The sequence below is a fragment of the Chitinophaga sp. RAB17 genome (genome assembly GCF_052114225.1).
Taxonomy (GTDB): domain Bacteria; phylum Bacteroidota; class Bacteroidia; order Chitinophagales; family Chitinophagaceae; genus Chitinophaga.
This window is the reverse complement of record NZ_JBFREI010000009.1, coordinates 238,276-253,900: the sequence shown is the minus strand read 5'-3', so window position 1 is coordinate 253,900 and position 15,625 is coordinate 238,276. Positions and strand designations below refer to the sequence as shown.

General features: G+C 45.6%; 9 protein-coding genes. 6 read left to right on the top strand and 3 right to left on the bottom strand.

All coding sequences use genetic code 11. From position 1 onward, the window contains the following. The first annotated feature begins 303 nt into the window (after positions 1–303). The 6 genes from AB4Z08_RS26460 to AB4Z08_RS26435 all read left to right on the top strand — a co-directional run bounded on the left by AB4Z08_RS26460 (position 304) and on the right by AB4Z08_RS26435 (position 10,345). Positions 304–3,474, top strand: coding sequence for a SusC/RagA family TonB-linked outer membrane protein (locus AB4Z08_RS26460; RefSeq protein WP_441576792.1), 3,171 nt, complete (start codon positions 304–306; stop codon positions 3,472–3,474). Between the two features lie 11 nt (positions 3,475–3,485). Continuing rightward, positions 3,486–5,144: a RagB/SusD family nutrient uptake outer membrane protein gene (locus AB4Z08_RS26455; RefSeq protein ID WP_441576791.1), complete on the top strand. Its 1,659-nt coding sequence runs from the start codon at positions 3,486–3,488 to the stop codon at positions 5,142–5,144. 243 nt (positions 5,145–5,387) lie between these two features. Further along, complete coding sequence (locus tag AB4Z08_RS26450; RefSeq protein WP_441576790.1) at positions 5,388–5,843, top strand: MarR family winged helix-turn-helix transcriptional regulator; 456 nt, start codon at positions 5,388–5,390, stop codon at positions 5,841–5,843. Positions 5,844–5,864: 21 nt separating this feature from the next. Beyond that, positions 5,865–8,498, top strand: coding sequence for a phosphoenolpyruvate synthase (gene ppsA, locus AB4Z08_RS26445; protein WP_441576789.1), 2,634 nt, complete (start codon positions 5,865–5,867; stop codon positions 8,496–8,498). A gap of 141 nt (positions 8,499–8,639) precedes the next feature. Next, the gene (locus AB4Z08_RS26440) at positions 8,640–8,990 is read left to right on the top strand and encodes a hypothetical protein (protein WP_441576788.1); all 351 of its coding nucleotides are present in this window, start codon (positions 8,640–8,642) and stop codon (positions 8,988–8,990) included. Between the two features lie 581 nt (positions 8,991–9,571). Then, positions 9,572–10,345: a hypothetical protein gene (locus AB4Z08_RS26435; protein ID WP_441576787.1), complete on the top strand. Its 774-nt coding sequence runs from the start codon at positions 9,572–9,574 to the stop codon at positions 10,343–10,345. An 11-nt stretch (positions 10,346–10,356) separates the two neighbouring features. Here the strand turns inward: AB4Z08_RS26435 and AB4Z08_RS26430 are convergent, their stop codons facing one another. From AB4Z08_RS26430 to AB4Z08_RS26420, 3 genes are all read right to left on the bottom strand, one after another. Then, complete coding sequence (locus AB4Z08_RS26430; protein ID WP_441576786.1) at positions 10,357–11,106, bottom strand: helix-turn-helix domain-containing protein; 750 nt, start codon at positions 11,104–11,106, stop codon at positions 10,357–10,359. Positions 11,107–11,205: 99 nt separating this feature from the next. Further along, positions 11,206–12,177: an aldo/keto reductase gene (locus tag AB4Z08_RS26425; protein ID WP_441576785.1), complete on the bottom strand. Its 972-nt coding sequence runs from the start codon at positions 12,175–12,177 to the stop codon at positions 11,206–11,208. Positions 12,178–12,346: 169 nt separating this feature from the next. Next, positions 12,347–15,529 (bottom strand): Ig-like domain-containing protein, encoded by a 3,183-nt coding sequence (locus AB4Z08_RS26420; protein WP_441576784.1) that lies wholly within the window; start codon positions 15,527–15,529, stop codon positions 12,347–12,349. Between the last annotated feature and the right edge of the window lie 96 nt (positions 15,530–15,625).

Here is a 15,625-nt window from a genome sequence, read left to right as displayed (position 1 = left end):
GGGGAAGGTGTTTTTAAGATTGCACAAATTTAAAAAAAAGTAATCCAATCTGATTATGCGTGTTTTAGCGTGTTTAAAACTTATCAAAAACGCGTTTTAACGCATATTACTATAAAATATCGTAATTGCACCTTATATTCATGCAATAAAACGCAAATAACTGCAACAAAACAGCAGATTTGTCAACCAGAGAAATAATTCCTATTAAACGCTAAATCTAACTTATATACAATCAAAAGTCTGTAATTCAACCTATTAACTAATCAATCAATTCACTTCAACCAAGATTTAAACCTTCCCAACATGAAAGAAAGGATACTTATCACTTTCGCCTTCTTGCTGTTTTATGCCAGTTCCTGGGGCCAAAGCGTCCTATCAGGTACGGTAGTAGATAAAAACAGCCAGGAGCCTATCATTGGTGCCACTATATTAGTAGGCAAATCCGGCACCGTCACAAACAGCACAGGAAAATTCACGCTGCAGCTACCTCCAGGCGCCACTTCCCTGCACATCACCTTTGTTGGTTACAAATCACAAACGATCCCTTTAAGCGGGAATAAAGAATATCATATTGCGCTTGAAGCAGATGAACACTCCCTGGAACAGCTGGTAGTGGTAGGTTATGGCACACAGCGGAAGGCCAATCTCACCGGCGCCGTCACCACCGTAGATGTAGCGAAGACCATGCAAAGCAGGCCCATTACCGATCCATCCAAAGCATTACAGGGAATTGTGCCCGGACTGAATATTACCTATTCCAATGGAGGTCTCACCCAGGCGCCGGCTATCAACATCCGCGGCGTTGGTTCCATCAATGGAAGTGGACGGCCACTGATCCTGGTCGACAACGTGGAAACACCAGACCTCACGATGATCAATCCGGATGATATTGAAAGTATTTCCGTACTGAAAGACGCCGCTTCTACTTCCATCTACGGCGCCCGCGCTGCCTTTGGCGTAGTACTCATCAAAACCAAAACAGGTATCCGCAATATGCCTACCCGGGTACGTTACTCCAATAACTTCGCCTGGAGCTCACCTACTGCGCTGCCCAACTTCTCCGATCCGGTAAAAGAACTGACAGGCCTTTATGATGCAGGCGTGCGCGCAGGAACTACTTCTCCTGAACTATTCGGCATGCAGCTGCTGAAGCTGCGCGATGGTATCAAAAACTGGCAGGAAAAATATGCAAATAACCGCAAAGGCATTGAAATGGTGCCGGGAGAAGATTTTGAAATTGATCCCGCCGGCGGTCCCACCTATTTTTACCGGGTATGGGATGCCAAGGATATGTTGCTGAAGAAATTCACTCCCCAACAAATCCAGAACATCAGCGTACAAGGCGGCAGCGAAAAGATCTCTTACTATATGTCTGGTGGATTCAGCAATGCAGGTGGTATCCTCAAAATGAATCCCGACAACGTAAAAAAATACAACATCACCGGTAGCGTCAATGCCTCCGTTACCAAATGGCTGGACATGGATGTGCGTATGATGTACCGCAACTTTGAATACGACTATCCCTACCAGTATCAGAACTACTTTCAATACATGTGGCGCTGGGGCGCCTATTTCCCTTATGGTACTTACCAGGGAAAATACTTCCATCATACACCGGGGTACCTGGCAGGCGCCAATACCAGCACCGTTACGGATAATTATACCCGTGTAAACCTGGGGGCTACGCTGAAGCTCACGAAAGACCTAAACGTTCGTGCGGAATATACAATAGGCCGCGATAACATCACCCGTCATGAAGTGGGCGGTAAAGTAATGGCGTGGGACTTCTGGGCTGCCGGCATGCCCCTCACCAATATTGGCAGCGCCTCCCAGGATGTAGTGGGCTACGCAGCCGGCAACTACAAAGTGAACACGTTTAACCTGTACGCTACCTACGATAAAAAGCTGAACGCCAATCATCAGCTGAAATTTATTGCCGGTGTGAATGCAGAAGATGAAGATACCCTGAACTTCAGCGCGTACCGCCGCAATCCACTGGATCCTACCAAAGCGGAAATTCCGCTGGCCAGTGGCGACCAGCTGGTAACAGGAGGTCACCTGGCCAATGCATATGCAGGCTTTTTTGGCAGAATCAATTATAGCTATAAAAATAAATGGTTGCTGGAACTGAACGGCAGATACGATGGTGCTTCTTCCTTTCCGCCGGCCGATCGCTGGGCATTCTTCCCTTCTGCCTCTGTGGGTTACCGCCTTACGGAAGAACACTTTATGGACGGCATAAAAAACATCCTGCCTGACATGAAATTCAGGGCCTCCTATGGCTCGCTCGGCAACCAGGACATGGGCGGTAAATGGTATGTGCCCGCCATGGCCACCAACAACACCGTTAACTGGATGAATGGCGGCTCCTATGCTTCCGGCGTGGGCGCACCCCGTGCAGTAGCTGCATCCCTTACCTGGGAAAGGGTGCGTACACTCGATATTGGCACCGATATCAGCCTGTTTAATAATCATATAGGCGTTACCGTAGATTGGTACGAGCGCAATACCGACAATATGCTTACCAACAGAGCAGTGCCTGCATCTTTTGGTACTGAAGCGCCCCGTGAAAATAATGGCGCCCTCCGTACCCGTGGTTATGAAATAGGTATTGATGCGAATTACAATATCACAAAAGACTGGAACTTCTATGGTAGTGTTGCTTTCTGGGACAGCAAAACCGTGTTTACAGAATGGAACAACCCTTCAGAATTATTATCGCTGAATTATAAAGGAAAAGCTTTGGGAGAAATATGGGGCTTTGAAACAGATCGTTATTTTACGAAAGATGACGACCTCAGTAAACTTCCCAGTCAAACGAAACTGGCAGACGGTAACTTCGTATTTGGCCCGGGAGATATCAAGTATAAAGACCTTGATGGCAACGGCGTGATCGATGGAGGCCAGGTAACCCGCAGCAACCACGGCGACCTGAAACTGCTGGGCAACTCCCTCCCCCGCTATCAGTACAGCTTCCGCCTGGGCAGTACTTATAAAGGTTTTGATATTGATGTATTGTTCCAGGGTGTTGGCAAAGTAAATTACTGGGGAACAGGTGATGTTACGATCCCCTTATACCGCGGCGGCGACATCATGTATGAAAACCAGTTGGACTACTGGACAGAAACAAATACCAACGCTTATTATCCGCGCCCATATCCCGGTAACGCCAATGGCAAAATCTCTGGTTTACTGCTCGGTGGTAATAATTTCTATCCACAATCGAAATACCTGCTGAACCTGGCCTATCTGCGTCTCAAAAATATCACACTCGGATACACTTTCCCGGCCAGTATCACCCAACGAATCCATCTCCAACGGTTACGCATATACGGCAGCGCCCAGAACATCGCCACTATTTCCAATGTAGGTGTGCCACTGGATCCGGAAATCACCACCGGCGAAGCAGCTATTTTTGGCAGAACCTGGCCATTTCAGAAAACGTGGTCATTCGGATTACAGGTCACCCTTTAAACCAACAACAGATGAAAAAGCGTATATACTTACCAGTTATATTGATATGCCTGATACTAGGCACCGGTTGCAAAAAATATGTAGACAAAGGATTACCTGATCAGTTTGACGATAACACCTTCTGGCGGACGGAGGATAATATCCGGTCATACAACTGGCCGTTTTATGAAAACTTCACCGGTTATGGTAATGGTAACAGTTTCGGCGATTTTTATTTCAGCTGGTTTTCTGATGACCAGGCCCCCACAGGTTTCGCAAAATTCACTCAGAACGTACCTGCCAGCTCCAGCGCCTGGAGCTTCAGCGATGTGCGCAAAGCCAACATCATGCTGGAAAGAATAGACCAGGTACCTATTTCAGATGAAGCTAAAAATCACTGGAAAGGGATTGCCCGGTTTTTCCGCGCACTCGTTTACTTTAACCGCGTGAAAGACTATGGTGATGTACCCTGGCTGGGCAGATCGATGGATATCAGCGATCAGACCTATATCTACAAACCCCGTGATCCCCGCACCGTGGTGATGGACAGTGTGCTGGCAGACCTCGACTTCGCGGCAGCCAATATCCGTGTAAAAGACCTGGATAACACCGTTAACCGCAACATTGCGTTGGCGCTTAAATCACGGATATGCCTGTACGAAGGCACCTGGCGCAAATACCATACAAATCCCCAGCTGCCCGGCGCCGCCAAATTTCTCCTGGCCTCCAAAGATGCCAGCGAAAAAGTAATGGCCGGTGGCGCCGTATTGAACGCCGATTATACTACTACTTACAACTCCCTTGACTTGTCCGGTAATAAGGAAGTGCTGCTGTATAAAAAATATCTTCCCGGATATCTTACCCACTCCGTAATAGGATACCTTACCAGTAGTACTCCCATGGGAGGGCCTAATAAATCGGCGATTGATGCATTCCTCTGCTCAGATGGATTGCCCATCGGGTTGTCTCCGCTCTATAAAGGCGATGACAACCTGACCAACACGCGCACCAACAGGGATAAGCGACTGCTCCAATCCATTGACACCGTGCTCTGTTACAACGGCAACCTCGTAAATGGCCGCAGCAGCAGCACCGGCTATCGTCCGGCTAAATTCCTGCAACCCGCTGTAGCTAACGTTCTGGCGCCTTACAACGATACGGACGCACCTATTTTCTGGCTGGCGGAGGTATTGTTAAACTACGCAGAAGCCGCAGCAGAACTGGACAATCTGGGTCAATACACTTTCTCACAGGCGGACCTCGACAAATCCATTAACCTTCTCCGCGTACGGGCTGCCATCCCTGCACTTCAATACAAAGGCGCACAACAGGTGGCGGTAAACGGCACCCCATATACAGACCCGGCTAAAGATGCCACGGTGCCTTCTCTTATCTGGGAAGTCAGAAGAGAGAGAAGAACAGAACTATTATTCGACGGATTCCGCTTCCAGGACCTCATGCGCTGGGCCAAAGGCAGCTATATGAATACCAGCAACAAGGACATCTGGCGCGGCGCCAAAGTCCCTGACAACGGTAAAGTGCTGAGGGATGCAGAAGGCTATATCACTCCATATACGGTAGCCACCGCTCAACGCACGTTCATCGATCCTAAAAATTATTTTCAGCCAATACCAAGCGGACAAATAGCATTATATCCGGCGGGTGTCCTTGCCCAAAATCCAGGCTGGTAACAGCATGCATCCATATTAAAAGCAGGGGTTTCAGATAGTTATCTGAAACCCCTGCTTTATTTTATATGATCATCTTATTCAACTTCTGGCTGGCCCTCTCCCTGCTGCTTAGATGAATAACGCCCCTACTTCCATCCTTATTGTATGTAAAAAAATAAAGGTAAAATCCACTAAAATTATTTCGCCCCGTTATGAATTTAATATTATCTTAGCAACTAAGATATTTACCTAATAAGATATAAAATGGAAAAAGACGCCCTTAAAAGCATAAGAAAACTAAGCCAGCAATATGCATTCACCTCTATTCAAATGCACGAAGCCATTGGCCGAAAGGCTGGTCTTTCCGGAACTGACCATAAATATCTGGGGTTCTTAATGGAGAAAGGGCAAATGACCGCAGGTGAGCTTTCCAACTTAACCGGCTTAACAACAGGTGCAGTAACCGGCTTAATAGACAGGTTTGAAAAGAAAAAGCTGGTGAAAAGACAATTCGCGGAAGACGACAGACGTAAGGTGATCATTAAGCCCAACACGGAAAAAATCATGGCCCTTTTTGTACCGCTCTACAAAGAGTTCCGGCGCAAGTCAGAACTGTTGCTGGCGTCATTTTCAAACAATGACATTAAAATCATTGAATCCTATTTTTCAAAAGCAATTGAAATAATGGATGAAACAACCAATAAGCTCAACAACAAATAATTGCAGACAAAATAAATAACTATGACCAATAACATCAGTACACGTTCATTTGTATTTAGTCTTCAGGACATTGACAAAACAAATCTTGCGGATGTTGGGGGTAAAGGCGCCAACCTGGGTGAACTGAGCAGGATCGAAGGCATACGGGTACCGGAAGGCTTTTGCGTTACCACCGAAGCATATAAAAAAGCAACCGGCCATCATCCTGAATTAAATAACCTGTTGGATGAATTAACGCGCCTTAATGCAGAAGAGCGGAAAAGTATCAGCGAAATCAGCGCAAAAATCCGGACGGTTATCGAAAGCATACCCATTCCCCGGGATATAGCGACAGAGATGGCGGGCTATCTCACCACATTTGGCAATAAAGAGGCTTTTGCAGTGCGCTCCAGTGCCACAGCGGAAGACCTACCCACCGCCTCCTTTGCTGGCCAGCAGGACACCTATCTGAATATTATCGGGCAGGATGCCATCCTGCAACATATCAGCAAATGCTGGGCATCGTTGTTTACCGAACGGGCAGTCATTTACCGCATTCAAAACGGCTGTGATCATCATACAGTCCATCTCGCTGTAGTTGTTCAGCGAATGGTATTCCCGGAGGTGGCAGGAATTTTATTTACTGCCGATCCCGTCACATCCAACAGGAAAGTATTGTCCATTGATGCCAGCTTCGGGCTTGGTGAAGCAATGGTCTCCGGCCTGGTAAATGCTGATCTCTATAAAGTGAGTAATGGCAGGATGATCGATAAAAAGATATCGGCCAAGAAACTGGCCATTTATGCCCTGAAAGATGGCGGCACGAAAGAACAGGCAATTGAGCCGGAAAAGCAAACCAGGCAGGCACTGACCGATGAGCAGATTTTACAGCTGGAGCGCCTGGGCAAAAAGATCGAAGCACATTTCGGAAGTCCCCAGGACATCGAATGGTGTTTGGCAGAGGATACATTTTATATTGTCCAGAGCCGCCCCATTACTACTTTATACCCGGTCCCTGAAAACAATGATCAGGAGAATCATGTTTATATTTCTGTCGGCCATCAGCAAATGATGACCGACCCCATGAAACCACTGGGATTATCTTTATGGCAGCTACGGGCTGCTTTACCCATGTACCAGGCCGGCGGAAGATTGTTTGTTGACGTTACGAATCGGCTGGCTACACCTGCCGCCAGGGAAAATTTTTTATACGGCATGGGACAACATGATCCGCTCATAAAAGACGCGCTGACGAATATCGTAGAGCGGGGAGATTTTATAAAATCGTTTCCAGATGATGAAAAAGGACCCGCTCTTTTGAAAAGCCATAAAGGTATGCTGTCTGCGGATATCCTGGCGCAGGCGGGAAACAACCCGGCGATCGTTTCCGTTCTGATTAATCGTAGTGAAACATCGGTAGAAGCGCTGAAACAAAACATCCAAACGAAATCAGGACCAGAGCTGTTTGATTTTATTATCGAAGACAACCAGCAGTCCAGGAAAAAAGTATTTGACCCCACAAATATGGATGTGATCATGGCAGCTATGAATGCAGCAACATGGATCAATGAAAAAATGAACGAATGGCTGGATGAAAAAAACGTAGCAGACATACTTACTCAATCTGTATCAAATAATATTACTTCGGAGATGGGCCTGGCACTATTGGATATTGCGGATGTGATCCGTCCCTATCCGCAGGTAATTCATTATTTACAACATACAGGAGATGATAACTTTGGGAATGAACTGCTGAAGTTGACTGGTGGCAGGGAAACCCTGGACGCCATCAATACTTTCCTCAACAAATATGGCATGCGATGTGCCGGAGAAATCGACATTACTAAAACCCGGTGGAGCGAAAAACCCGCTATACTTTTCCCGATCATTCTCAGTAATATCAAAAACTTTGAACCTGGCGCCAGCAAGCGGAGATTTGAACAGGGACGGCAGGCAGCTTTGGAGAAAGAACAATCGTTGTTAGATCGACTGAAGCAATTACCGGACGGTGAACAAAAAGCAAAAGAAACAAAAACGATGATCGACCTGATCAGGAATTTCGCCGGTTATCGTGAGTATCCAAAATACGGTATCGTTAATCGCTTCTTCGTTTATAAACAGGCTTTAATGAAAGAAGCCGAACGACTCGTACAAGCCGGGGTTATTCATGAAAAGGAAGATATCTTCTATCTCCGCTTTGAGGAACTTCACGAAGTGGTGCGTACACATAAACTGGATTACCAGCTCATCGGCCAACGAAAAGACAAGCACAAATTATATGAAAAATTAACGCCACCACGTGTTATTACATCCGATGGTGAGATCGTTGCGGGCAGGTACAAACGGGAAAATCTCCCGGCCGGAGCGATTGTAGGGCTGGCAGTTTCCTCCGGAGTGATAGAAGGACGGGCACGTGTTATTTTGAATATGGAAGATGCAGATCTGGAAGATGGAGATATATTAGTCACCCCATTTACGGACCCCAGCTGGACACCATTGTTTGTATCTATAAAAGGTCTAGTCACTGAAGTAGGCGGACTGATGACCCACGGAGCAGTGATTGCACGTGAATACGGTTTACCGGCAGTGGTCGGGCTGGAGAATGCCACTAAACTGATTAAAGACAGACAACGCATCCGGGTGAATGGGACAGACGGATATGTAGAAATATTATGAGCAGGGAGAGCGCATTTCAAAAACAGGCTTCATAGATATTTACGAATCACGCTATAGACGGAAAATTATTCCGGCTCATGGATGCCGTCTTATGGCAGTGACTTACTATAGTTTTAATAAACATTTTAAAAATTATTAAAAATGAAGACCTTCTTTTTCTCCCTGTTTATCACCGGACTACTTTTCTCTATCAGCCCTTACGTTGTTAATGCCTCATCTACTCCGGCTAAGAACAACAAACATGTTGAATTAAAAAGAGCAAGGGTACTGCTCTCTTTCAAGGTATCCAATGGTTCGGGACTCCAGTACAATGCCCTGTATGCCCTTTGGAATGGTACTACCGGCACATACGGCATACAATTGAGTGATGGTTTCACTACACAGGTATCTGCACAGGAAGGTGATGTACTTGAGCTCAGAGGTTACCAGCTAGGTTCCAGGCAAATCGTTGTTACTGCTGCCATAGTAACAACAGGTGGCGCTACCCTCTGATTTTACAGGAATTATCAAACACAGAGAAGCCTTCAAGTCTTATAACTTGAAGGCTTCTTTATTTTCAGTAATCCTGCTTTTTCTATATCTGCTAATACGCTTGGGGGAACGGTTAACAACTTCGTGAATTATACCAATGACCCTTCCCGGATCAACGCTCCATTAAATACTGATATCATATTCCCTGATAAAATCAGAAAAAGTCCCAATCTTATCCGGCGTTAGCCGACCTATAAAACATATTACAGCATTACGTTTCAAGGCATTAACCCATACCACATACTACAGTATCACCACAGCATCACATGGCATAATACACATACTGCAAAACTGCGGCACTGGTATGCATATGCATCTTTTCTCCCCTGGATGTTCAACTAAAATAGGACAAACCCTCTGAATAGTTTATGCGTTGGTGTTAGGATCGCAAACTATATAATTCATAAATAGATCTAACTAATTCAGCACTAAATGCTTTTAAATAAAAAACAAGCGATTCTTCACAATATCTTAATATAATTGCATCCAATTACCAGGATGTAAAAAATTATCTTTAACAGTTCAAATAAAATCAGCTGAGAATGGAAATACCAGGTAGCTTTATTAAAATATTCCCGGAATACGAGGATGTTTTTTATGATGATGTAGAAAATCACCGGAAATACTTTCTGCCCTTATGTTCTATTAATTTGAGGTTCTTTTCACCGGACAAGGACCAGTGGCTGCATTTTGTGTCCGTAAAAGAAATATATGATGGCCGGGTAGGTGAAAACACTACAGCGTTCCACACAAACTACACCAAATGCGATATGTTCGGTTTTGATATCATCGACGGGAAATATAAGTTTGACGCGAACTGGGAGTACTTTACTGTCTCCACCGAAATCCCCCCGGATAGTTACCACCTGGAATATACCGATGAGGAGATACAATTTAATTTTAATGAGGCGATGTATCAGTTGAAGAAGTCGTACTATGAAAAATTCGGAAGACTATATGATCGGGATTTCTACAGGCCCGGTTTAACCGTAGAAGGGATCAGAAAATTAGAAAGGCTGCTGAAGCTGACAGCGGAAGATCTGCACAACGATGCGCCTTCAGATTACTTAGCGGAGGTCATCAATAAAAAGATCAACGGTGTAATAGATGAAATCAATACAGACCGTCTCCCTCTTGATGAATGTGAATACTCCGGTACCAATCTGATAGATAAGCCTCTCAGGGAAGATGGACGTCTTTTTAACTATATCGCCTGTATGGAAGGATACCATTTTCAGGAAAATGCCGCCGATCAGATTTATTTATTTCATGATGATCAGCTGAAAAAAGCAGTGATTTGTTTGGAATATACCTGATAAAAGAATGGCTACCATTCGGTAGGTGCTTTACCGAATTTCTTCTTAAAAGAATGCGAGAAATGAGAGAGACTTTCAAAGCCCAGGTCAAGGTAAATGGCAGATGATTTTTTATTCTTTTTTTCTATCAGATGCCGGGCCTCGTCCAGTCGTCTTTCCAATAGCCACTGCCGTGGGGCCATCCCGAATATTTTCTGGAAATCACGCTTAAACCCTGCCAGGCTTCTTCCTGTAAGTCTGGCAAATTGCTCAACCGGAATATTGTAGTGAAAGTTGCTGCGCATGAATTTTTCCAAATCCATCTTATAAGGCTCCGAAAAGTCGAATAAAAATTTCCGTAGCTCAGGCATCGTATTCATAAGGAGATATACCGCCTCTTTTACTTTAAGCATTCCTATCGCCCTGGTTATTTCTTCGTCCGGATGCCGAACGTATGGAAGCAAAGATTCAAAGAAAGCGTGCAAAAAAACGCTGCCAGGGATACGAATATTGGAAGGACCACTGTATTTTTGCCCTGTCTCTATTTGCTCCTCAAGGGCAATCTTCCGGAGGAAATCTTCTTTCAGAACAATAACAATGGTTTGATACTCCTCACCATCCAGGGGAGTTTTAGTAATTTCTCCCAACTGATTTTTTTGTATCAGCAACATTTCTCCACGACTCATTGAGATCTTCTGGCTGGCAGTTTCCAACGTAAAGACACCTGCCACCTGCAACACCAGTGTATTGTGCTCCAGAAATGCCACCTTCTCTTTTCTCATGACGGAGTAATAAGAGTAAAAGATAACCCCGGGAATTATTTCAGTTGGGTTTGTCATAATGCAAAGATATAAAACAGCCGGGGTTTATCTGCCACTCCACTACCGCTGCAGGTAGGTGCCTCCAAGTATCGCTCCCGTTGAAAAATGTGTGTTAAGCGTATTCAACTCATCAGGGGTAAACTCAATCCCCATGGCCTGAATATTTTCCGGCAGTCGGGACCTCCTGCTCATGCTTACCAATGGCATGATATGATCTCCCTGTGCATTCACCCAGGCGATCGCCAGTTGCGTTGGGGTGTATCCTTTCTCCTTAGCCAGTTGCTTTAACACCTCCACTTTCTCCAGATTCTTTACCAGGTTCTCTCCCTGAAAGCGCGAAAAGTGATGATGGTAGTCATTAACCGGAAGCGGTGCTTTCATATCACCAGAGAGTAGTCCTTCGGCGGTATTGGCAAATGCCACCACTCCTATACCCAACTCTTTAGCCGTAGGAAGCAGCTCACTTTCTATCTGGCGATCTGCCAATGAATAGCCTATCTCCAATGCTGTTACCGGGTGAAGACTATTCGCCTTGCGCAGTTGATCTGCGGTTATTTCAGAAACGCCCAGGTAGCGCACCTTCCCTTCTTTTATCAGGTCGGCGACAGTTCCGATCACATCTTCTATAGGAACACTGTTGTCTAGCCTGCACGGTTGATAAAGGTCAATGGTATCTATACCTAAGCGTACCAAAGAATAATTGATGAAGTTCTTGATGGCTACCGGACGCAGGTCCAGTCCAAGCCACTGACCACCATAGAAAATTGCGCCAAATTTCACACTTATAAAAGCATCGTCCCTCCTGCCTTTGATGGCTTTTCCTACCAGCAATTCATTGTGTCCGCTGCCGTAAAAGTCGCCGGTATTCAAAAAGTTAATCCCGCTGTCCAATGCCTGCTGAATGGTAGCAATACTTTCACTTTCATCATTCCCCCCGCTTCCCCAAACAGGCGACATCCGCATACAACCTAATCCTAGTTTAGACACCAGTGGCCCATTTTGGCCAAGTGCTATCTTTGTTATTGCTGTCATAGCGGCTGTTTTATTGATTAAGGACACAAAGATCCGCTTTTAGGTACGATGACTGCTTTCTCTCATGGCTCAATTTACTTGTCTGGGTAGCTCAGCTTTTCCGCCATTTGCATTTGCTATATATCCCCCGGATAAACCTGAAACAGCCCATCCGGGGGAAAGAAATGATTTATTGTCTGATAAATTTCAATACCTGTCGCTGCTGATCACCGTTGTAAACCTGCACGAAATATAATCCGCGTGGTAGCTTCCTGACATCAAGGGTGTACATATTTGAAGCTTTGAAGCCACGATGCGTACTCCATACCTTTCCTGAAAGATCCACGATTATCATTTGCTGCAACGCATGATTGCTATATACCTGCAACTCTCCACCGGCAACCGGGTTCGGCGCAACCGTTACATTCCATTCCGTTGTATTGGCATGATGATTCGCCGTAAACACAGCAGTTACCGGTGCTGCCACTCTTGCGCCAGTACTTGTACCATATACCTCCAATTCATAAATGGAGTAACCATACACGGTCGTTCTTGCTGTGCCATAGATACGGACATAACGTCCGCTTCCGGTAAGACCGGTATGGTCATTCACCAATGCTGCATTATTGGTAATGGTTTTAAGGCTCGTCCAGGGGCCGGTACTGCTACTCCCGATCTGTACTTCATAATTCTTTCCTGCAGCAGTTTCCCAGGTAATTTTCACTTCATCTACATTATAGGTAGCGCCAAGGTCCACCAGGATGGATTGCGGATCGGAGAATGCACTGGACCACCGGGAGGTCATCACACCGTCAACTGCATAAGCACCTGGTGTTCCAACATTTTCGGTAGAAGAAACAATGACTGGTTTGTTCAAGGCCAGGTTACTTCGTGTAGCCGTTTCATTTAGCTGAGTAGTATAATAAACCTGGTCAATGTAAAAACTGGCTGCGGCAGCAGGAGCATCGCCACTAAAGGTAAAGCCCTGCGTGATATTGGTAAGGTCGACACCTGTCATGGTATTCACAGGAATAACTACCTGGTGCCATTGCCCATCTCTCAATAATCCAAGTTTCTGTTCTCCGGCAGCAAATGAAAGTTCATATTGACCGCCTGTTGAAATAACAGTAAACCTGAACATGCCCTGGTAGCTCGTCTTAAACCAGAACTTCAGATAGCCATTACTGAAGTGAGAAAGGTTACGCACATCATGAGATACGCCCAGTCCAAACCAGTTTCCTGCAGCCGCCGTATAGGCCATCACGTTAGTACCTTCTTTTGGCGTTGCTCCTGCAATGGTGGTCAGGTTATTCCACACATACAGATTTGCATCCACGCCAAATGTCAGCTTGCTGCTGATCCAGGCGGTATCAGTGTAAATGCCGTAGCGATCAGAAAGGATATTATTATCTTTCACCGTAAAAGTTACAGCAGAAGAAGTAGTACTCAGGTTTCCGTCATCGTATACTTTTGCTTTGATGGTGTAAGTACCCTGATCCACCTTCGTCCAGCTGAAGCTGTATGGAGCCTTGTTCACCGTCCCTATCAGTGTATTACCATTATAGAATTCTACTTTGTAAATGCCACCGTCATCCGTAATATTTGTAGTGATATTGACAGTAGCAGGCTTCATATAATCCGATGAAACCGTAGGAGATGTAATGCTGATGGCAGGAGCAGTATTGGTAGGTTTCGTAATGAATATCTGCACGGGTTTGGAGGTGGTAGTCTTGTTTTGGTTATCTGTAGCCTTTACCGTTAGTAATTGTACCCCTGCAGCTGATGTATTCCAGGTATAGCTGAAAGGAGCTGCTGTGGATGATCCCAGATAATTATCATTACTATAGAATGCTACCTTGGTGATGCTGCCATTCTGATCAGTAGGGTTCGTATTTATCTGAATGCTTGCCGGCGTTTTATATACCGTATCTGCCGCTGGTTTAATGATGCTGACCTTCGGTGCAGGATTGGCCGTAGTTCCGCCGGTATAATAAATATTGTCGAGATAGAAGTCCATGGCGGCTGCCGGCGCATCACCGGATAACATAAACAGCTGAGTGGTAAGCGTCATGTCGGCAAGTGCAAATTCACTCACAGGTATCGTTACCTCATGCCACTGTCCATCACGAACAAGGCCATGCTCACCATTGGCGCCATTGAACTGTACCCATCCTTCGCCTGCATCCGTAGCAATGCCCACTTTAAAAGGCGCCGTAGCATTGGTTTTCATCTGGAACTTCAGACTTCCTGACGCAAAGTTACTCATGTTCTTTGCATCGTTGGCAACACCTAATCCAAACCATGCGCCAGCATTGGCATGCAGCGCCCAAACATTCGTCCCTTCAAAAGGCACCGGAGCCGGAGACGTAATATTTGCAATATTGTTCCAGAAATAAAGTTGTGCACCACTGCCCAGCACAATCTTATCATTCACCGTGGTATTATCAGTGAAGATGCCATAGGTGCCTTCCGGCTGATCATCGGTGCCATAAGTAATGTACTCATTTTGTGTAATGTCCTGGTAAAGTTTGATATAGTCTACCTGTAACTGTCCGGGTAGCGGAGCGGTAATATTATTAGCTACCAGGATACCTGTAAAGCTACCTCCCACCGCCAGGTTCAGGACGATGTAAAACGGATGTTGAAATGCATCCAGGCCATTGCCGCCGGTCGTGTTAATGGTATAAAAAGGACTGTTGTCGAGATACACGGTGATGGCTGTCGGAGACCATTCCATTTTATAAAGATGAAAGTCATCGCTGAGATCAACGGCGGTAGTGGTATCTCTACCATACGCTGCGTGGCCGGTATATCCACCCGGATTTTCTGTCCACCAATGTAAGGTGGCATTTAGTAATTTATTGGCTTTGTTGGCGGTAACGGCAGCGGCAGAACCCATTTCAAGCACATCGATTTCGCCGTTATGAGGCCAGGTACCACCGGTAGCACCCAGTAGCCAGAACGCAGGCCAGAGGCCATTGGCAGCCTTTGGAACTTTGATGCGTGCTTCCAGCGCACCGTAACGGAAGTTAACACGACCCGCTGTTTTGATACGGCCGGACGTAAAAGGCTTCCCTCCCATATCCTCACGGCGTGCTTCAATAATAAGCTGTCCATTTTCAACGCGAACATTTTCTGTACGGTTGGTATAGTACTCCAATTCCTGGTTTCCCCAGCCACAATTTCCTTTGGCACATCCATCACCGGTTTCGTAAGTCCACCAGGATGGATTCAGAGTGGCTGTATTAAAGTTTTCCTCCCAAACCAGCAACCGCTGGGCATTGGTACCAAATGAAAATAGCAAAAGTGTGAAGATACCGACTCCTGTAGCAAGGGCACGGTAAAGAATAATAGGATAAATGTTTGTTTTCATAATGGAATTTTTATGTTCTTAGTGGAATAACGTGGTAATTGGCTAACAGTCATTAACGTGGATAGAGATAACAATGCGCTTCGGGCTTTGCGAAGT